The 19,362-nt window shown below is 71.0% G+C and carries 19 protein-coding genes; 6 read left to right on the forward strand and 13 right to left on the reverse strand.

Features of this window, described 5'->3' with window-relative positions; translation table 11 throughout:
* Positions 1-97: 97 nt before the first annotated feature.
* The 6 genes from ACFYO2_RS07290 (at position 98) to ACFYO2_RS07315 (ending at position 7,336) form a co-directional block, all read left to right on the forward strand.
* A complete protein-coding gene (locus ACFYO2_RS07290; protein ID WP_388345288.1) occupies positions 98-1,306 on the forward strand; it encodes an ROK family protein in 1,209 nt (402 codons plus the stop codon).
* Positions 1,307-1,682: 376 nt separating this feature from the next.
* On the forward strand, positions 1,683-2,696 hold the full coding sequence (locus ACFYO2_RS07295; RefSeq protein WP_388345290.1) for an acetamidase/formamidase family protein: 1,014 nt from the start codon (positions 1,683-1,685) through the stop codon (positions 2,694-2,696).
* A gap of 100 nt (positions 2,697-2,796) precedes the next feature.
* Positions 2,797-3,396: an N-acetylmuramoyl-L-alanine amidase gene (locus tag ACFYO2_RS07300; RefSeq protein WP_388345293.1), complete on the forward strand. Its 600-nt coding sequence runs from the start codon at positions 2,797-2,799 to the stop codon at positions 3,394-3,396.
* A gap of 110 nt (positions 3,397-3,506) precedes the next feature.
* Positions 3,507-4,784 (forward strand): GAF domain-containing protein, encoded by a 1,278-nt coding sequence (locus ACFYO2_RS07305; protein WP_388345296.1) that lies wholly within the window; start codon positions 3,507-3,509, stop codon positions 4,782-4,784.
* Positions 4,785-4,980: 196 nt separating this feature from the next.
* On the forward strand, positions 4,981-6,504 hold the full coding sequence (locus tag ACFYO2_RS07310; protein ID WP_388345299.1) for an aldehyde dehydrogenase family protein: 1,524 nt from the start codon (positions 4,981-4,983) through the stop codon (positions 6,502-6,504).
* A 445-nt stretch (positions 6,505-6,949) separates the two neighbouring features.
* Positions 6,950-7,336 carry a hypothetical protein gene (locus tag ACFYO2_RS07315; protein ID WP_388345302.1) on the forward strand — a complete coding sequence of 129 codons (387 nt, stop codon included), beginning with the start codon at positions 6,950-6,952 and terminating at the stop codon, positions 7,334-7,336.
* A gap of 49 nt (positions 7,337-7,385) precedes the next feature.
* On the opposite strand, the gene hypE is transcribed toward ACFYO2_RS07315, so the two are convergent.
* The 13 genes from hypE to ACFYO2_RS07380 all read right to left on the reverse strand — a co-directional run bounded on the left by hypE (position 7,386) and on the right by ACFYO2_RS07380 (position 19,342).
* Positions 7,386-8,465, reverse strand: coding sequence for a hydrogenase expression/formation protein HypE (gene hypE, locus ACFYO2_RS07320; RefSeq protein ID WP_388345305.1), 1,080 nt, complete (start codon positions 8,463-8,465; stop codon positions 7,386-7,388).
* On the reverse strand, positions 8,458-9,585 hold the full coding sequence (gene hypD, locus ACFYO2_RS07325; RefSeq protein WP_388345308.1) for a hydrogenase formation protein HypD: 1,128 nt from the start codon (positions 9,583-9,585) through the stop codon (positions 8,458-8,460). The genes hypE and hypD overlap by 8 nt, the downstream gene beginning before the upstream one ends.
* Positions 9,582-9,887, reverse strand: coding sequence for a HypC/HybG/HupF family hydrogenase formation chaperone (locus ACFYO2_RS07330; RefSeq protein WP_388345310.1), 306 nt, complete (start codon positions 9,885-9,887; stop codon positions 9,582-9,584). Before ACFYO2_RS07330 ends, hypD begins: the two co-directional genes overlap by 4 nt.
* 30 nt (positions 9,888-9,917) lie before the next feature.
* Positions 9,918-12,302, reverse strand: coding sequence for a carbamoyltransferase HypF (gene hypF / locus ACFYO2_RS07335; protein WP_388345313.1), 2,385 nt, complete (start codon positions 12,300-12,302; stop codon positions 9,918-9,920).
* Positions 12,299-13,075, reverse strand: coding sequence for a hydrogenase nickel incorporation protein HypB (gene hypB / locus ACFYO2_RS07340; protein WP_388345316.1), 777 nt, complete (start codon positions 13,073-13,075; stop codon positions 12,299-12,301). Before hypB ends, hypF begins: the two co-directional genes overlap by 4 nt.
* Positions 13,076-13,078: 3 nt before the next feature.
* A complete protein-coding gene (locus tag ACFYO2_RS07345; RefSeq protein WP_388345318.1) occupies positions 13,079-13,477 on the reverse strand; it encodes a hydrogenase maturation nickel metallochaperone HypA in 399 nt (132 codons plus the stop codon).
* A 141-nt stretch (positions 13,478-13,618) separates the two neighbouring features.
* Positions 13,619-13,723, reverse strand: a complete 105-nt coding sequence (locus ACFYO2_RS07350) for a DUF6893 family small protein (protein WP_388345321.1) — start codon at positions 13,721-13,723, stop codon at positions 13,619-13,621.
* 11 nt (positions 13,724-13,734) lie between these two features.
* Positions 13,735-14,277 carry a hydrogenase maturation protease gene (locus tag ACFYO2_RS07355; RefSeq protein ID WP_388345323.1) on the reverse strand — a complete coding sequence of 181 codons (543 nt, stop codon included), beginning with the start codon at positions 14,275-14,277 and terminating at the stop codon, positions 13,735-13,737.
* Positions 14,274-15,704, reverse strand: coding sequence for a hypothetical protein (locus tag ACFYO2_RS07360; protein ID WP_388345326.1), 1,431 nt, complete (start codon positions 15,702-15,704; stop codon positions 14,274-14,276). Before ACFYO2_RS07360 ends, ACFYO2_RS07355 begins: the two co-directional genes overlap by 4 nt.
* Positions 15,701-16,393, reverse strand: coding sequence for a DUF6084 family protein (locus ACFYO2_RS07365; RefSeq protein ID WP_388345329.1), 693 nt, complete (start codon positions 16,391-16,393; stop codon positions 15,701-15,703). Before ACFYO2_RS07365 ends, ACFYO2_RS07360 begins: the two co-directional genes overlap by 4 nt.
* Positions 16,390-17,031, reverse strand: coding sequence for a DUF5947 family protein (locus tag ACFYO2_RS07370; RefSeq protein WP_388345332.1), 642 nt, complete (start codon positions 17,029-17,031; stop codon positions 16,390-16,392). The genes ACFYO2_RS07365 and ACFYO2_RS07370 overlap by 4 nt, the downstream gene beginning before the upstream one ends.
* Complete coding sequence (locus ACFYO2_RS07375) at positions 17,028-17,561, reverse strand: hypothetical protein (RefSeq protein WP_388345335.1); 534 nt, start codon at positions 17,559-17,561, stop codon at positions 17,028-17,030. Before ACFYO2_RS07375 ends, ACFYO2_RS07370 begins: the two co-directional genes overlap by 4 nt.
* Positions 17,558-19,342, reverse strand: a complete 1,785-nt coding sequence (locus tag ACFYO2_RS07380) for a nickel-dependent hydrogenase large subunit (RefSeq protein ID WP_388345337.1) — start codon at positions 19,340-19,342, stop codon at positions 17,558-17,560. The genes ACFYO2_RS07375 and ACFYO2_RS07380 overlap by 4 nt, the downstream gene beginning before the upstream one ends.
* Between the last annotated feature and the right edge of the window lie 20 nt (positions 19,343-19,362).

Below are 19,362 nucleotides of genomic sequence, written 5' to 3' on the forward strand. Positions count from 1 at the left end.
CGGCGCCCTGGCGACTGGCGGGTGCCCTTCTCGTGGCCATCGGCCGCCCGACCGACGGACGACCGTCGACCGACACCGACCAAGGACGGACGGAGGCATGACCGCACCGCCGCACGGGGCGCACCCGGCAAGCCCCGGCCGTGCCCTGCCCGACACGCAGCAGGGCATGCGCCGCCGCAACCTGGCCCGGGTGATGCACACGGTCAGCGCGGAGGGGCCGCTGTCCCGTGCCGCCGTCGCCTCACGCATCGGTCTCACCCGTGCCGCGGTGTCGACCCTCGTCGACGAGCTCATACGTTCCGGACTTCTGGAGGAGCTGGGCCCCGAGAGGCCCGGCAGGGTCGGCCGACCGGGGTCGGCTCTCGCCGTCAGCGGGCACGGTCCCGCCGGGATAGGCGCCGAGATCGGCGTCGACCACCTCGCGGTCTGCGCGGTCGACCTGCGCGGTGAGGTGCGGTCCAGGGCCGTGCGGTACGGCGCGAACCGCGGCCGCGCCCCCGGCCCGGTGATCGAGGAGCTCGCAGCCCTGGTGCGTCGGGTGGTCGGCGAGGCGGAGAGTTACGGGCTGTGGCCCGCGGGGCTCGCCGTGGCCGTGCCCGGACTGGTGGCACGCGACGCCCGCACCGTCGTACGCGCCCCGAACCTCGACTGGCACGACACGGACCTCGGTGCCCTGCTGCCGTCCGACTTCCCGCTCGCCGTGGGCAACGAGGCGAACTTCGGCGCCCTGGCCGAACTCTGGCTCGGCGACGGCACACCGCGCGACTTCCTGCACGTGTCGGCGGAGATCGGCATCGGCGCGGCGGTCGTGGTGGACGGGCGGTTGCTGCACGGAACACGCGGGTTCGCGGGCGAGCTCGGGCATGTGCCGGTCCGGCCGGACGGGCCGGACTGCGCGTGCGGCGGGCACGGGTGTCTGGAGCAGTACGCCGGCGAGGAGGCGGTGCTGCGGGCGGCTGGTCTGGAGCCGGGCGAGGATCGCGTCGGGCTGCTCGCCGGGCGCGCCGCGGACGGCGACGAGGACGTACGGCGGGCGCTGCGCGACGCGGGCGAGGCGCTCGGCATCGCGCTGACCGGGGCGGTCAACCTCCTCGATCCGGAGGGCGTCGTGCTGGGCGGTGCACTTGCCGGACTCGCGCCGTGGCTGCTGCCGTCCCTGCAGGAGGAGCTGGCCCGGCGCACGGCGGGACCGGCGTGTCCGGTGTCCGTGTCCCAGCTGGGTTCCGAGGGGCCATTGCTGGGGGCCGCGCACTCGGTCGTGCGGGCGGTCCTCGACGACCCGGCGGCCGTGGCCGAACGGGCCTGAACCCGGTCGGCCGTGGCCGAACGGGCTTGAACCCGGGCCGACTTCACCCGTACGGGTGGGCGAGTTTTCCACAGTCGCGCCGTCGTCCACCGAAGCACGCCGTGTCCTGCTGCCCAACGGGTGAGCGCCGTACCGTCATTCACGCGAGGCGCAGCCGTCGTCTCGTGGCGACCGGGGCGTCTACCGGTGGATGAGGGGGGATTCGCGTGTCGGGTGAAGCGGTTGGTGAGCTGGGGCGCGACGCCATCGGGTTGCGCGAGATCCTGTCCCAGAGATCACGGCGATGGCACCGGCGGCATCGATCGCCGTGTGCACTCGGCCAACACCTCGACGAATCGCCGAACGCCGGCCGTCCGCAGAACGGAGCAGTGCAACCATGAACGATCCCAGAATCCTGACCGTGCGCCCCGAACCGGGCGAGTACGCCTGGACGTTCGGCGGGGCACCGCCGGTGGCGCGCATCGTGCCCGGCACGGTTCTCGACCTGTACACGGAGGACTGTTTCGCCGGCCGAGTGCGGTCCGAGAAGGACCTGGTGTCCGAGGTGTGCGAGTTCCCGTTCCTCAACCCCCAGACGGGCCCCTTTTACGTGGAGGGCGCCCAACCGGGCGACACGGTCGCCGTGCACTTCGTGTCGATCGAACCGGCGCGGGACTGGGCCGCGTCGACCACGGTCCCCCTCTTCGGCGCGCTCACCTCGACGCACACCACGGCCACGCTGCAGCCCCCGCTTCCGGAGACGGTGTGGATCTGGCCGCTCGACCGCACCCGGCGCACCGCGTTGTTCCGCGCCCACGACAGTGAGATCGAGATCGAGCTGCCCCTCGACCCGATGCACGGCACGGTGGGCGTGGCTCCCGCCAACCTGGAGGTGCGCTCGGCGCTGGTGCCCGACGCGCACGGCGGGAACATGGACACGCCCGAGATGCGGGCCGGCGTCACCTGCTACCTCGGGGTGAACGTCGAAGGCGCCCTGCTCAGCCTCGGCGACGGGCACGCCCGGCAGGGCGAGGGGGAAACCTGCGGAGTGGCCGTCGAGTGCGCGATGAACACGGTGGTGGTCGTCGAGTTGCTCAAGGGCCTGGCCACACCCTGGCCGCGCATCGAGTCGGACACGCACATCATCTCGACGGGTTCCGCGCGCCCGCTGGAGGACGCCTTCCGGATATCCCAGCTCGACCTGGTGCAGTGGCTGGTGCGCGACTACGGGTTCGGCGAGCTGGACGCGTACCAGTTCGCGACGCAGACCGTGGAGTCGCCGTTGGCCAACGTGTGCGACACCAACTACACATGCGTGGCCAAGCTTCGCAAGCAGTGGCTGCCGGCCCGCGAGACACACCGGGGAGTCCACGCGCGGCTGCGGGAGACCGCGGCGGCTCTCCGAGGCTGAGCACATCCACCAGGCGTCGAGCGCACCAGCCGGCCTCTCCGGCTGAGCACACCTCCCAACCCGTCCTTGGAAGCCCCCCACCTCGAAAGGCAATCCGTTCATGGAACGCGCAAGACCGCTTGTCGGCAGGCGTCGGCTGCTGAAGGCCGCCGCCCTCGCCGCTGTCCCTTACGCGTTGCTCCCCGACGCACGTGCCGGAGCCGAGATCCAGGCCGTCGACTTTCCTTCCGCCGAGTGGCAGCCGGCGACCACCTACAACTACACGGTGTCCAACCGGCCCACCGCCCATCCCGTCAACCACGTGATCATCCACGTCACGCAGGAGACGTACGTCGATACGCTGGCCATCTTCCAGAACCCGCAGAAGAAAGTGTCCGCGCACTACCTCGTCCGGTCGGCCGACGGACACGTCGCCCAGTGCGTCCGCGAGGCCGACGTCGCCTGGCACGCGGGGAACTGGGACTTCAACACGCGCAGCATCGGCATCGAGCACGAGGGCTGGGTGGACCGGCCCGCCTACTTCACCGACGCCCTGTACGAGCAGTCGGCGCGACTGACGGCGGCGATCTGCACGTCGTACGGAATTCCGAAGGACCGCGCGCACATCATCGGGCACTACGAAGTGCCGGGCACCGACCACACCGATCCCGGTCCGAACTGGGACTGGGCGCGCTACATAAGGCTGGTCAACTTCGCCTGACCGGAGCGGCGAGGGCCCCAACGTTCGGGGCAGCGCGGTCGAAACGGTTGTCCGCGCGCGCACTCGGAGTGACCATGTCTCCACACGCATCACCTTTCGGGGAGGCCGGGTTGACCGATCCGTGGGTGGCCCTCGAGCCGGGGGCCGACCCCGCCGAGCACGTGCGGATGCTGCTGCGCGCGCATGAGACGTTCACCGAGGTGGGCACGGTGCCGCGGCCGGTCCGATCAGTGGTGGCCGACTCGTGGCTGCGTTCCGCGCGGGCCGGTGTCGGGCCCGACGGCACCGCGAGCGTGGAGCTCATGGACGGCGACCTCGGTGCCTACCGTGCCGAACATCCGCTGGCGCGGGTGATGCCGCTGTTCCGTGAATTGCTGGGCACCTTCGCCTCCGACGGCGAGCACCTGCTCGCGGTGTGCGACGCGCACGGCAGGCTGCTGTGGGTGGAGGGCCATCCCGCCACTCGCGCCCAAGCCGGCCGGATGAACTTCGTACCGGGCGCGCGGTGGGCGGAGACGGCGGTCGGGACGAACGCGCCGGGCACGGCGGTCGCCGTCGACCGGCCGGTGCAGGTGTTCGCGGCCGAGCACTTCATCCGGCGGGTGCAGCCCTGGACGTGCGCGGCGGCGCCGGTGCACGACCCGCGCTCCGGGCGGGTGCTCGGTGCCGTGGACATCACGGGTGGGGACGGGCTCGCGCATCCGCACAGCCTGGGTTTCGTGCAGGCAGTGGCGCGGGCCGCCGAGTCACATCTGGCGCTGCTCGCACCCGAAGGACCCGCCATCGACACGGCCGAGCTGACCGCGCTGGGCCGGGACGAGGCTCAGTTGGTGACCGGTGGTCGCAGGATCAGGCTCAGCCGTCGGCACAGCGAGATCGTGCTGCTGCTGGCCCGCCATCCGGAGGGGCTGACCGGCGACGAGCTGCTGTGCGCCTTGTACGAGGACGAGTCGGTGACGCCGGTGACGCTGCGCGCCGAACTGGCCCGGCTGCGCCGCTTGCTCGGCCCGGGCCTGCTCGCGTCGCGGCCGTACCGGCTCACCGTCCCGGTCGAGTCCGATGTCGCCGTGGTGGAGCGGCGGTTGGAGACAGGTGCGGTCACGGCGGCCGCGACGGCGTACGCGGGACCGTTGCTGCCCGGCTCCCAGGCACCGTCGGTGGTCAGACTCAGGCGCCGTCTCGCCGACGGGCTGCGTACGGCGTTGGTCGCCCGCCGCGATCCCGACCTGCTGGCGGACTGGGCGCACGCGCCTTGGGGTGAGGACGACATCGACGTATGGCGGGCACTCGCGGCGGTACGACCGACGGTGGCGGCCCGGGCCCGCCTCGCCGCGCTGGAGTCGGAGCTGGCGGCGCCGACGGTGTGGTCGCGTTCGTCGGGGCGCTGACCGAGGGCCCCGTCCGGCCGCCGACCAGGCTGCCCGGCCGCCCGGCCGCCCGGCCGACGAGATCAGACGCTGCGACCGCCGGTCCCAGAACCGGCGTCGCCCGGCTGCACGCAACGTACCTGCAACCTCCCGCTCCCTAGCCTCGCGCCGAGAGCTGCCCAACGGCGGGCAGCGCTTCTGAAGGAGGCCGACCGGCATGACTCGTTACGCGGCGCCCGGAACCGAGGGCGCGATCGTCTCCTACCAGGCGCGCTACGACCACTTCATCGGGGGCGAGTACGTGCCGCCGGCCCGCGGACAGTACTTCGAGAACCCGTCGCCGGTGAACGGGCAGCCGTTCACGGAGATCGCGCGCGGTACGGCGGAGGACGTGGAGCGGGCCCTGGACGCGGCGCACGCGGCGGCGCCCGGCTGGGGTCGCATGTCGGTGACCGGGCGGGCCGACATCCTGCTGAAGATCGCCGACCGTATGGAGGCCCACCTCGAACCCCTCGCCGTCGCCGAGAGCTGGGAGAACGGCAAGCCGGTGCGCGAGACGCTGGCGGCCGACATCCCGCTCGCCATCGACCACTTCCGCTACTTCGCGGGCGCGATCCGTGCGCAGGAGGGGTCGCTCGGCGAGCTCGACGACGACACGGTGGCCTACCACTTCCACGAGCCGCTCGGCGTCGTCGCGCAGATCATCCCGTGGAACTTCCCCATTCTGATGGCGACGTGGAAACTCGCTCCCGCCCTCGCAGCGGGCAACGCGGTGGTCATCAAACCCGCGGAGCAGACCCCGGCCTCCATCCACTACTGGATGAGCCTGATCGCCGACCTGCTTCCGCCTGGTGTGGTGAACATCGTCAACGGCTTCGGCGCGGAGGCGGGCAAGCCCCTCGCGTCGAGCCCGCGAGTGGCGAAGGTGGCGTTCACGGGTGAGACCACGACGGGGCGGCTGATCATGCAGTACGCCTCGGAGAACATCAAGCCGGTCACCCTGGAGCTGGGCGGCAAGTCGCCCAATATCTTCTTCGACGACGTGTGGGCGCACAATGACGACTTCCGCGACAAGGCGCTCGAAGGCTTCACGATGTTCGCCCTCAACCAGGGCGAGGTGTGCACCTGCCCGTCGAGGGCCCTCGTCCAGCGCGGCCACTACGCCGAGTTCCTGGAGGCGGCCGTGGCCCGCACCGAACTGATCAGGCCCGGCCATCCCCTCGACACGAACACGATGATCGGCGCCCAGGCGTCCAACGACCAACTGGAGAAGATCCTCTCCTATCTGGACATCGGCCGGCAGGAGGGCGCGAGGATCCTCACGGGCGGTGAACGCATCGAGTACGACGGCGAGTTGAAGGGCGGCTACTACGTCCAGCCGACGATCTTCGAGGGCGACAACCGCATGCGCATCTTCCAGGAGGAGATCTTCGGGCCGGTGGTCTCGGTGACGTCGTTCGACGACTTCGACGACGCGATGAAACTGGCCAACGACACGCTGTACGGCCTCGGTGCGGGCGTATGGACGCGGGACATCAACACCGCGTACCGCGCCGGCCGCGCGATCCAGGCGGGCCGCGTCTGGACCAACTGCTACCACGCCTACCCCGCGCACGCGGCGTTCGGCGGCTACAAGCAATCCGGGATCGGCCGCGAGAATCACAAGATGATGTTGGAGCACTACCAGCAGACGAAGAACCTTTTGGTCAGTTACTCACCCAAGAGGCTGGGCTTCTTCTAAAACCCCCAGAAAGGGCATCCGGCGCGGTAGGGCTTGGCGAAGTGAACCCGGCCGCCGCGAGTGTGCCGCGCCAGTCGGGGGAGCGGTGGCAGGAGCCTTTGTCGGTCAGTACCCGGACCTCGCTGCAGGCCAGGCGGAAGTGATCGTCGACGGAGTTCCGGGCTTCTTGATGTCCACATGTACCAACTCGTCCGGCACGGAACACCCGGCCCCCAGCGGCACAGGACATCCTCAGCGGCGCACGGCGCGGACCCAATGAGGGCGTCTCTGAGCCGCGGTGGGCCCTCATGTCAAGAAACACTCAGCCGTGACCCCTGTAACAACTTCCGTGGTCGGACCAGAAGCAGTCACAACGTGCTCGAAATGTCCCAAGGAGGGATAATTTACTCACCGCGGGTACGCGTGACTGGCGTCCCCCACTGACCGTGAAAAGGCAGATCGGACCATGTCGAAGAAGCCACGTTCATCCGAGCCACCACATGGAAAGGCCCCCAGCCGTCACCAGGGCTCCGAACAGCACGGCTGGTCGCCCGATGTGGATGAGACGCGTCAGCAGGACAACCCGAGCGCCCAGCGTTCCTTCCGTACGGCTGAGCAGGCCGGCGAAAGAGGCCGAGGCCGGACGAAGTCCCCGGCGGAGACGAAGTCCGTTCCGGGTGACACGGTCGAGAGTCGCGGTGCACGCGGCGAGGAGTACGGCGACGCAGACGAGAAGGGCAGACGGGACACCGGACACAAGGGCCGCTCCCAGCGTCCCAGCGGCACGAAGGACGCTTCTGCCAAGACCGGCGTGGACCCACAGGACCCGCCGTCCGGGCACCGACCGGGTTGACGGTCCGATCGGCGCCGGGATGGCCGGCTCCTCGACGAGCGAAGCCCCGTCAGCAGATCCGCGGCAGTTGCTCCCCGATCGGCAGATCGACCACCCGCGTTCCCCCCAGGCCGGTACGGGCCACGACCATGCCGGGATGAGCGTCGACGGCCTCACCGATGATCACGGAGTCCGCGCCCAGAGGATGGGCTCGCATCGCCTCAAGGACGGCGTCGGCGTGCTCGCGCGGGACGAAGGCCACCAGCTTGCCCTCGTTGGCGATGTACATGGGGTCCAGTCCGAGAATGGCGCAGGCATTGGCCACGGCCGGCGGGATCGGGACGTCACGCTCCCGGATGACCACCCCTGTGCCGGAGGCCTCCGCGATCTCGTTGAGCGCAGCCGCCAGGCCGCCTCGGGTGGGATCACGCAGTACGTGCAGATCAGGGGTGACGGCGAGCATGGCGTCGACCAGGCCGCCGAGGGCCGCGCAATCGCTCTTGATCTCCACTCCGAATTCCAGGCCCTCACGAACGCTCATGACGGCCACGCCGTGGACACCGATGGCGCCGCTGACAATCACGACGTCGCCGGGGACGACCCGCTGAGGACGCAGATCGACACCCGCCGGGACGAGACCGATGCCCGCCGTATTGATGAAGATCCCGTCGCCATGGCCGGCCTCCACCACCTTGGTGTCGCCGGTGGCCACCTCCACACGGGCGGTGCGCGCAGCCGCACCCAGCGCCTCGGACACCCGCGCGACCACGTCCAGCTCGACGCCCTCCTCCAGGATGAATCCGCAGGAGAGGTAGGCGGCGCGGGCGCCGCTCATGGCGAGGTCGTTGACGGTGCCGTTGACCGCTAGGTCGCCGATGCTGCCGCCAGGGAAGAACAGCGGCCGCACCACGTAGGAGTCGGTGGAGAACGCCAGCCGGGCACCGCCCAGGGTGAGGACGGCTGCATCACCCATCTGGGCGAGCACCTCGCCCCCGAAGGCGGGTGCGAAGATCTGCTGGACCAGTTCGGCGGAAAGGGCTCCACCGCCGCCGTGGCCCATGACGACGCGGGGCAGGTCGCGTACCGGTGCCGGGCACGTCCACGCTTCGAGGTCCAGGGCGGGGACGGGGAGATCGGTGGTGTCAGACAACGGGGCTCGCCTCCCGGGCCGTGGTGGTGGGCACTTCCAGACGCCGGTAGAGGTAGTACGCCGCGCAGGCGCCCTCGCTGGAGACCATGGTGGCTCCCAGGGGGCTGCGAGGGGTGCACAGAGTGCCGAAAGCCTCGCACTCGTGCGGCTTGAGCAGCCCCTGCAGGACCTCTCCGCTGCGGCACTCGGCGGGTTCCGCCGTCCTGATCCCGTCGACCGAGAAGCGGTACTCGGCGTCGTGGTCGCGGTACTTCGACGCCAGCCGCCAGCCGCTGTCGGGAATCACCCCGATGCCACGCCAGGCACGGTCGGTGACCTCGAACACGTCCTCCAGCATGGCCCGGGCGGCCGGGTTGCCCTCCGGGCGAACGGCACGGGCGTAGGCGTTGTCGACGGTGTGCTCACCGCGTTCCAGCTGACGGACGGCCCGGCGCACGCCTTCGAGGATGTCCAGTGGCTCGAAGCCCGTCACAACGATCGGCACCCGGAAGCGCTCCGCCAGTTCCGGGTACTCCCCCATGCCCATCACACTGCAGACGTGGCCGGCCGCAAGGAAGCCCTGCACACGGCAGCTCGGCGACGACATGATCGCCTCGATGGCCGGCGGTACGCGGACATGGGACACCAGCATGCTGAAGTTCGGGATGCCCAGCTTCCGGGCCTGATGGACCGTCATGGCGTTGGGGGGTGCCGTCGTCTCGAAGCCGATGCCGAAGAACACCACCTCGCGGTCCGGGTTCTGCTGCGCGACCCGCAGCGCGTCGAGCGGCGAGTAGACGACGCGCACGTCACCGCCTTCCCCGCGGACCTGGAACAGGTCCCGCCCCGTGCCCGGCACGCGCAGCATGTCACCGAAGGAGCAGAAGATCACTTCCGGTCGGGAGGCGATCTCCAGAGCCTTGTCGATGACCTCCAGCGGGGTCACGCACACGGGGCAGCCCGGTCCGTGGATCAGTTCGACCTCGTCCGGCAGGAGTTGGTCGATGCCGTGGCGGATGATGCTGTGCGTCTGCCCTCCGCACACCTCCATCAGGGCCCACGGCCTGGTCACCGTGGCGTGGATGTCGTCGAGGAGCCGACGCGCCAGCTCCGGGTCCTGGAACTCGTCGATGTACTTCACTTCCGCACCTCTTTCACGGCGTCCTCGCCCGTCTCCGCGGCCGCCGCCGTTTCCCAGGGGTCGCCGAACTCCTCCTGCAGCAGACCGAGTTCGGCGAAGAGTTCGAGCGTCTGCCGCGCCGACTCCTCGTCCAGCCGTTGCAGGGCGAACCCGACGTGGACGATGGCGTACTCGCCGACCTGAAGGTCGGGCAGGTACTCCAGGCACACTTCCTTGACCACGCCGCCGAAGTCGACGGTGGCCATCCGGGTGCCATCCCGTTCCTCGATGTCCAGCACTCTGCCGGGTACCGCCAGGCACATGAGCCTCTCCTCGCTGTGGGTCGCGCTTGCTCAGTCGGTGGGAGTGGCCCGGGCGGCCACCATCAGCTGGCCCAGCGCCAGGCCGCCGTCGTTGGGCGGCACCAGGTGGTGCCGCAGGACAGTGAAGCCGTCCTCGCGCAGGGTGGCGGCACAGGCCGACGAGAGCAGCGTGTTCGCGAACACGCCTCCCGTCAGGGCGACCGTGTCCAGCCCATGCCGTTCTCGCGCCCGCGCGCACATCCCGTGCACCAGACCGGCCACACCCCGGTGGAAGCGAACCGCGACCAGGGCCGGCTCGATGCCCGCGCGCAGGTCGCCGACGATCGCTGCGAGTACCGGTGCCGGATCTGCCCGTACGGCGCCGTCCCCGAGCTCCTTGGACCCGTCAAGGGCGAAGGCGTACGCGGTGGTGTCCTCGGCAGGCGCGCGCAGAGCCGCGCCCTCCAGCTCGACGGCGGCCTGCGCCTCGTATCCGGCTCGGTGGCACACCCCGGCGAGAGAGGACACGGCGTCGAAGAGCCGGCCCATGCTGGACGTGGGGACACAGTTCAGTCCGCGCTCCAACTGCCTCTCCAGGACGCGGAGTTCGTCGGGCGGGCAGGAGGCAGTACAGGCGAGTTCGTCGGACCAGCCGATCCCGGCCGCCCTGAGATGGGCCAGCGCCATGCGGTACGGCCGGCGCACCGCGGCGTCGCCACCGGGCAGCGGGACGTACGCGAGGTGCCCGAACCGGGTGAAGCGGTCGTAGTCCGCGAGCAGGAACTCCCCGCCCCACACGGCGCCGTCGTCGCCGTGGCCCGTGCCGTCGAAGGCGACGCCGATCACCGCCCGGGTGCCGTCCAGCCCGTGCTCGGCCATCGCGGCGGCGACGTGCGCGTGATGGTGCTGGACGCGTACGACGGGCCGGTGCGCCGCGTTCCGGTCGGCCCACCGGGCGGAACGGTAGCCGGGATGCCGGTCGGAGACCAGGGTCTCGGGCCGCACCCCCGTGATGGACTCCAGCTGCGCCGCCGCGCGCTCGAAGGCCCGCTGGGTGCCGACGTCGTCCATGTCCCCGATGTGCGCCGAGAGCCAGGCGCGACGGCCCGCCCCCAGACAGAAGGCGTTCTTCAGGTCTCCGCCGACGGCCAGGGCCGGCCGCACGGGCAGCGGGAGGGAGACCGGCAACGGGACGTAGCCACGCGAGCGGCGGATCACCAGCGGCTCCCCGTCGCAGACGCGGACCACGGAGTCGTCGCACGGGACGTGGATCGGCCGGTCGTGTGTGAGCCAGGCGTCGGCCAGGTGCGCGAGCCGCTCCAGCGCCTCGGTGTCGTCGGTGACGATCGGCTCACCGGACACGTTGCCGCTGGTCATGACGAGCAGCCGGGGGCCGTCCGGGTCGCCGGGCAGGCCGAGCAGCAGATGGTGCAGGGGCGTGTACGGCAGCATCACGCCGAGGTCGGGGCTGCCGGGCGCGACGGCCTCGGCGGGCCGGCGGTCACCGGCGGCGTACGACGGGTGCGGACGCCGCCTCATCAGGACGACCGGCCTGGCCCGTCCTTCGAGCAGGCTCCGCTCCGCGGGGCTCAGCCGGACGAGGTGACGAACGTCGTCCGCGGTCCTGGCCATGACGGCGAACGGCTTGTCCCCGCGTGCCTTCCGGTGTCGCAGGAGGTCGACCGCCGCCTCGTTCGTGGCATCGCAGGCCAGGTGGTAGCCGCCCAGGCCCTTCACGGCGAGGATCGCGCCCCGCGCCAGCAGCGCGCGGGCCTCGGTGACCGGGTCCGCCCCGTCAACACTACTGAACCCTGGCTCCTGGGCGACGACCAGCCGCAGACGCGGCCCGCAGGCCGGGCAGGCGACCGGCTGCGCGTGGAAACGGCGGTCGGCCGGATCCGCGTACTCCCGGGCGCAGTCGGCGCACATCGCGAAGTCGGCCATGGTGGTGTTGGCCCGGTCGTACGGCACGCCGGTGACGATCGTGAAGCGCGGGCCGCAGTGGGTGCAGTTGACGAATGGGTGGCGGTACCGCCGGTCCGCCGGGTCGGCCAGCTCGGCGAGACAGTCGGCGCAGGTGGCGGAGTCCGGGGAGACCAGGGTGCGGGCCGGTCCGTCGGTGCGGGAGGTGAGGATGGTGAACGCGGTGCTGCCGACGGGCGGCATCTCCCGGTGGTGGACGGACTCGACGTGGGCCAGCGGGGGTGCCTGGACGGCGATCCGGTCACAGAACCGGGCCACGGCCGAGGCGGTGCCCTCGACCTCCACGACGACGCCCTCCGGAGTGTTGATCACGTGTCCGGCCAGGGCGAGTTCGGTGGCGAGGCCGTACAGGTAGGGCCGGAAGCCCACGCCCTGCACCACTCCCCGGACGGTGACCCGGCGGCGTCGCGGAGTGTCCTCGGCGATGGCGACCGGGGCCTGTGGACCACTCACGAGTGGGTGTGGGCCATCGTGCCGGTGGCCTCCGGGCGCGCGTGCGGGTGACCGTTGTCCGCGTGCGTGTGACCGTGATGATGGGGCTGCCGGGCCATGACCGGCGAGTGGACGGGTGCGCCGTCCGCGGCTGCCATCGCCCTGTCGAGCAGCGCGCCGACTCCCTGGCCCCGGCGTGCCGAGGTCAGGACCACCTCGACTCCGGGGTTGACCTGCTCCACGTTTGCGCGGAACGCGGCCTCGTCGAACTCGACGGCCTCCGCGATGTCGGTCTTGGTGACCACGACCAGGTGGGCGAGGCCGAAGGCGGTGGGGTACTTGAGCGGCTTGTCCTCTCCCTCCGTCACGGAGGCGAGGGTGACTCTCAACGTCTCCCCCAGGTCGTAGGAGGCCGGACAGACCAGGTTGCCGACGTTCTCCACGAACAGCAGCCGCGTGTCGTCGGGCAGCCACCCGTCCAGGTGCCCGGCGAGCATCCCCGCCTCCAGATGGCACAGTCCGTCGGTGAGCACCTGCTTGACCGGGGCTCCCGAACGCGCCAGGCGTGCAGCGTCGTTCTCGGTCGCGAGGTCGGCGGTCAGCGCCGTGACGGGAACGGACCGCTCCCGCGCCCGCAGCAATTCGCGCTCCAGCAGCGCGGTCTTGCCGCTGCCCGGGCTGGACAGCAGGTTGACGACCGCGGTGCCTCGAGCCGCGAGGTGCGCGCGCAGTTCGTGGGCGCTCGCGTCGTTCTTCGCGAGTACGGCCTGCTGCAGGTCGGTGACACGACACATGGTTCAGCGCTCCTCGGAGATCGGTTCGCGGGTGGGCGCGTGCGGGAGACCGCCGTCCTCCCAGTGCACGTCGACAATCTGCAGTTCCCGGCCCGCGAGCAGCTCGGTCCGCGTCCCGCCGCACCCGGGGCAGGTCAGCCGAGGTGGCATGCCGACGGCCCATTCGTGTGCACAGGGCGTGCAGCGGGCCCGCCCCGGCACCGCTTCGGTGACCAGTTCGGCGCCTTCCAGCAGGGTTCCGGCGCAGGCCAGTTCGAAGGAGAAGGCGAGCGCATCGGGTACGACACCGGCCAGTTCGCCCACCTGGAGTCGTACCGATCGCACCGCTGTGACGCCTCCGGCCCGGGTGGCGGCCTCTGCCACCTGGTCGACGACGGCCAGCGCGACGGACATCTCGTGCATGGTCACCGTCCTTCCGCAGCCTGCCTCCCGCCAGCCTTCATTAGAGGTGCGCACACCCGGGTCGCACGCCCGGCACGCCGTCGCCTGCCGGCGGGTACGCCGTTCGACGCAACCGCACGGCACGCCGGTGGCGCCCACGGTTCACATCCGTCGGATCCGCAGGTAGCGCCTCAGGTCCGGAAGCACCTCGACGGCGAGGGCGACCATGGCGGCGAGGGCCGCTCCGCCGATGACGATCTTCTTCATCCTGTCTCTCCTCACGTCGAAGCCTCAGCGGTTGAGGCTTGCGCCACGGACGGCACGCCGCCCTGCAGCAGCTCGTCAATCAGCCGAACAGCCTGCGGTACGGCGTCGCACACCGGCGGGCTGAGACCGATGCCCTCCTCGACGGAGGCCGGTTCGCAGCCGACGATCAGGACGCGTCGGGGCGGTTGTCCGCCGGTGCCGGCGCAGAGCGTGTCGAGCAACGCCAGGACGGTGTCGGGGGTCATCCGGTGGCCGTCGATCGCGGGGACCGCCCAGGTATCGCAGCCGGGGCCGTCGTGTTCGATCACGTACAGCGTGCCGGGGGCTTCGCCGCGTGCCGTGGCGTCCACGAGGACGAGGGTGTCGTAGCCGTCCAGGAGCTGGTAGGCGAGGTGTACCCCGCGCACCCCGATGTCCACGACCTCGATGTGTCCGGGCAGGTCGCGCTCGGCGAGCCGGCGCGCGGTCTCCACGCCGAAGCCGTCGTCTCCGAGGAAGATGTTGCCGATGCCCGCCACGAGAGTCCGTGGACCTACCTGTGGGGAAAGGTTCATACGTCGTCCTCCAGCGGTGTGACCTCGTCGGGCTGGAAGTAGAGGAAGCGTCCCTGCTCGCGGCGGATGTCGGCGCCCGGGTCGCCCTCGACCGTGACCGCCAGGTGCACCCCGCCGTCGACGTCGTGCAGCACCGCCTCGACCTTCGCGGTGCGGCCCCGCAGGAAGATGTCCTGCGCGTCGGTGCGCCGCAGGCCCGGGCGCAACTCGACGCGGCTGCCCTTGCCCACCGGCCGGCCGTCCACGACCACTCGGTCCTGCGCCGGGTCGAAGCCCGCCTCGCTCGCGGGGTCCCACCAGGGAGTGTCAGGCCGCTGCACCCCGTACTCGTCGGGGAAGCCACCGTCCGGGGCGGCGGGGCCCGGGCCGGTCACCTCGCGCAGGCTGCGCACCGCCCCGTGCAAACGTTCCAGAACCTCGGGCGGCATCGAGTCCGCCAGGTCGATCACGGCGGCCGCCCGCTCGTCGGTGCCCCGGGCCTCGCGTTTCTCCTCGTCGGTGAGGGCGGCGGTGCGCAACGCGAGGATCTCGTCGATCTCGGTGGCGTCGTAGAGCGCCCCGGGGCTCTCCGGCGCGATGGCCGGGTGGTCCTCCAGGATGATCGGTGAGGACAGCACGAGGTCGGCGCGGCCGGGTTCGCCGGCGAGTACGGGCCAGGTGTGCAGGTTGCGGCAGGTGGCGACCGCGCCCTTCGCCCACTCGGGGGGATCGGTCATCGACAGGAACGATCCGGCGCTGAGAGCCATGAGGAGGTGGGTGGCCACCAGGGAGCGCGGCAGCGCCGCGTCCCGGTCGGCGCCGCGGCCCTCGGGGGGTGTCCAGTCGCTCGTGTTCGCGACGACGGCGGTAAGCCGCATGGCCCGGTAGGGACCGTCGAGTTCGCGGGCGGACAGCCGGACCGTCCCGCTGATCTCCTCGCACCGCCGGACCAGTCGGCCGACGGTGCGGCCGGCCGCGTCCAGGACCGGTGCGGCGTCCTCGCGGGCGGGGAGCCGGAAGGGATGCGTAACGCCGTCGCCGAGGAGTTCGTCCACCGAGGCGACCACCTCGACGCGCTCCTCGCTTCCCTCGTCCCAGGGCACCAGCACCCGGTCGTCGAGGCGGAGTTCGGCAACCGTGTCGAAGCCGCCGTCCGGGCGTGCCCGCTGCACCGTGCGCCGTCGGGCGTGCAGGAAGCGCACCTCGACCGAGAGGGTCGCGCCCGCCTTCGGTTCCATCAGGCATTCGGTGTGCTGGAAGTCGTGCTCCTCGCACTCGGTGCCCCAGCCGGGCGGCACGAGCACGCCGAACTGCCAGCGCAGCCGGTTCTTGGCCGCCGAAGCGCGGTACGGGTAGAGCACGTAGCCCTCGAAGAGGACGGCGTCGGCCACCTGCCGGGCGAGGGCGAACCGCTCCTCCGTCTCGGAGGCGAACGCGGTCACGGTCACGGATCCGTCCTTCCGGTGGTGCCGGTGAGCGCGCGCAGCGGGTCGCTCGCGGTCGGGGAGGCGGCGACGCTGTTCTCGAGCAGGTCCTCGACGGTCGCCTCCCAGGAGGGCAGGGCGTGCCGGGAGCGGTAGGCGAGGAGGGCGTCCATGGTGTCGCGCGGCAGCCGGATCCAGCCGCACCCGGGGAAGTGCTGCTCGACCATCTCCCGCCAGGTGGCGACCGGCATCCGGAAGGCCGCCTCCCGGTCCCACGGGACCGGCTCGACCTGGAAACCGCCGACTCCGGTGAACGCCGTACCGGAGAAGAGCATCAGCAGCGGAACCTCGCCGCCGGTGAGGGCGGTGAGGTAGCGGGTCGCGGCGACGTCCATGTCGTAGGTGCAGGGCACGACGAGGTCGGCTTCGGTCTCTCCGGTGAAGCCGGGGACCATGAGCGAGACCTGGGCGAACTGCACCGGCTGGAGCGTGCCGCCCCAGCGTGAGCGCTCGCCGAAGAGGTCCGCCAGCCCGTCGGCCTCGGCGGACTCGTAGCCGCGCCGGGCGGGTTCGATGCGGATCTGGCAGCGCAGCGCGAGGGCGTGCACGCGTGCCTCGCCGGCGGCGGTGACGCGCAGCCGGAAGACGAGGGTCGGCCCGGCGGCGTACCGGTCGGCGCGGACGCCGGTGCAGGCGAAGGAGAACTCCGTCACGGCCGCACCGCCTCGGCCACGGGCCGGACGCGTCGCGCGACGTCCGCGAAGAACGCGTCCAGAGCGGCGCGGGCCTCGGCTCCGCCGTCGAAGCCCTGCCACAACAGGCGCATGCGGCCGACGAGTTCGTAGCAGATGTCGATCGGTACGAGGTGGCACTCGCAGCGGCCGTCGGTGCGGCGCAGCAGCAGCGCCTCCACGTCGGGTTCGAGGAGTTCGGCGAGGGGGCTGTTGCCGAGGACCGCCGTCCAAGTGGCCGGGTCGAGTTCGCTCTCGGTGGCTCCGGCCGGGCTCGGGTAGAGGGCGACGAGCCGGTCGAGCGCCGCGTTGCGGAAGAAGAAGGCGACGCCGACCGGGATCTGCAACGCCTCCCAAGCGCTCTCGTCGAGGCGGTGTCCGGGGTCGGTGAGGTAGCGGCCCGGGACCGTGCGGAAGCGGCCCGCCGCGGCACCCGGCTGCTGCATCAGCAGCGCGCAGGGGGTGCAGGCGCAGACGAGGGCGCGTTTCTCGGTGTCAACCAGGTGGCGGTGGTCCGCCTCCACCGTCACGGCGCACAGCTCGCACCGTTCGGGCTGCGGAGGTCGCTCGGTGAGGAACCTCCGCAGGCCGGGCGTGCGCGTCGCCGGGGACGCCGTCATCGGGCCCCCGTCGGTGCTGTGCCGATCTGGAGGAGCGTGGGCCCAGCGGGTGCGGTCTGTACGTCGACGGCCCTGACCTCCGGTGCGAAGCAGGCGAGCGCCGCCTCCGCGGCCTCCCGGGCGCTCGCGCCGGAGTCGCAACCGCAGCCGCCGGCCTCCCGGGTCCGCAGCGTCAGGCTGCCGCTCTCCTCGTCGAAGTCCACGACGTCCAGAGCGTGTTCCCGGACGCTGTCGAGGGCCCGGCCGATGCGGGTGTCGCGGTCCTCGGGGTGCAGGTCGTGCAGGACCAGCAGGCTCGAGACCAGTCCGTCACCGAGCAGTCCCGCCGACGGTTCGCCGGGAGCGGAGGACAGCAGGTGGAGGATGCGGGCCAGGCCGGCGCCGTAGAAGTCCATAAGGGACCGGACGAGTTCCTCTGCCGCCGCGGCGGCGGCCGGGTCGCCGCTCGCAGTCAGTCGGTCCAGCACCTCCTCGACACGGCGCCCGGTCTGCTCCGCGTTCACCGGCGTTGCCGCCGTCACCGCGCTCATCCGCCCAGTCCGCTCAGGCCGGTGGGCACGTGCATCGACTTCACCGTCTTGCCGCCGCCGACGTACATGTGGACTCCACAGGGCAGACAGGGGTCGAAGCTGCGGACGGTGCGCATGATGTCGATGCCCTTGAAGTTCTCCGGGGTGTTCTCCTCGAAGATGGGCGTGTTCTGCACAGCGTCCTCGTAGGGGCCCGGCGTGCCGAAGGTGTCCCTGGTGCTGGCGTTCCAGGGGGTGGGCGGGTACGGGTGGTAGTTGGCGATCTTGCCGTCGCGGATCACCATGTGGTGGGAGAGGACACCGCGTACCGCCTCGGTGAATCCGACGCCGATGCCCTCGTCCGGCACCTCGAACTTCTCCCAGGTCTGGGTGCGACCGGCCCGGACCTCCTCCAGCCCCTTCTCCGCGAAGTGCAGTGCGACGGCGGCGGTGTAGGCCTGGAAGTAGGTGCGCGCACGGTTGCGTTCCAGCGCGTTGCTCCACTTCGGGATCTTCCACTCGAAGCTGGTCTCGGGCCTGGTCATCGTGCGGGGCAGGTTGATGACCACGCTGTGGCCGGTGGCCTTCACGTACCCGGTGTCGACGAGCCCGGACAGGGCGGTGGACCACAGTCGGGCGATGGGGCCGCCGCCGGTGTCCAGGGCGAGGTGGTCCTTGCCGTCGAACCACCGGGGCGACATGACCCAGCTGTACTTGTCGTCGAAGTCCCGCTTCTGCGGGGCGGGGATGGTGTGCTGGTTCCAGGGGTGGCGCGGGTCGACCGGGTTCCCGAGGGGGTCGTGGGTGACGAACTGTTCCTGCCCCTGCCAGTCCTCGTAGTAGGAACTGCCCAGCAGGATGCGGATACCGAGGTTGATCTCGGTGAGGTCGTTGGTGACGAGCTTGCCGTCCACGATGATGCCGGGCGTGACGAACATGCGCCGGCCCCAGTCGGTCATGTTCGCGTACGTGAAGTCGCAGTACTCGGGGTCGTTGAGCGCGCCCCAGCAGCCGAGCATGACCCGCCGGCGGCCCACTTCCTCGTACCCGGGCAACGCCTCGTAGAAGAAGTCGAAGAGGTCGTCGTGCAGGGGCACGACGCGCTTCATGAACTCCACGTACTTCATCAGCCGGCTGAGGTAGTCCGTGAAGAGCTGGACGGAGGCGATGGTGCCGACGCCGCCCGGGTAGAGCGTGGAGGGGTGCACATGGCGGCCCTCCATCAGGCAGAACATCTCGCGCGTGTAGCGGCTGACCTGGAGGGCCTCGCGGTAGAACTCGCCCTCCAGGGGGTTCAGCGAGCGCATGATGTCGGCGATCGTGCGGTAGCCGTGCTCCGCGGCGTGCGGGGCCTCGGTGCGCTCGGCGAGTTCGAGGACGCCGGGGTTGGTCTCCTTGACCATCTTCTCGCAGTAGTCGACCCCTACCAGGTTCTCCTGGAAGATGTTGTGGTCGAACATGTACTCCGCGGACTCGCCGAGGTTGATGATCCACTCGCCGAGGTGCGGGGGCTTCACGCCGTACGCCATGTTCTGCGCGTACACCGAGCAGGTGGCGTGGTTGTCCCCGCAGATGCCGCAGATGCGGCTGGTGATGAAGTGGGCGTCGCGGGGGTCCTTACCGCGCATGAAGACGCTGTAGCCGCGGAAGACCGACGACGTGCTGTAGCACTCCGCGACCCGCTTCTGCTTGAAGTCGATCTTCGTGTGGATGCCCAGGCTGCCCACGATCCGGGTGATCGGGTCCCAGGCCATCTCCACCAGGCCGCTGCCGTCGCCGGCCGCCTTCGTCTTCGGTGCCATCTGTGTGCCGTGCCCTTCGT

Origin of the sequence: Streptomyces sp. NPDC006602 (genome assembly GCF_042870385.1) — a bacterium.
Classification (GTDB): Bacteria; Actinomycetota; Actinomycetes; order Streptomycetales; family Streptomycetaceae; genus Streptomyces.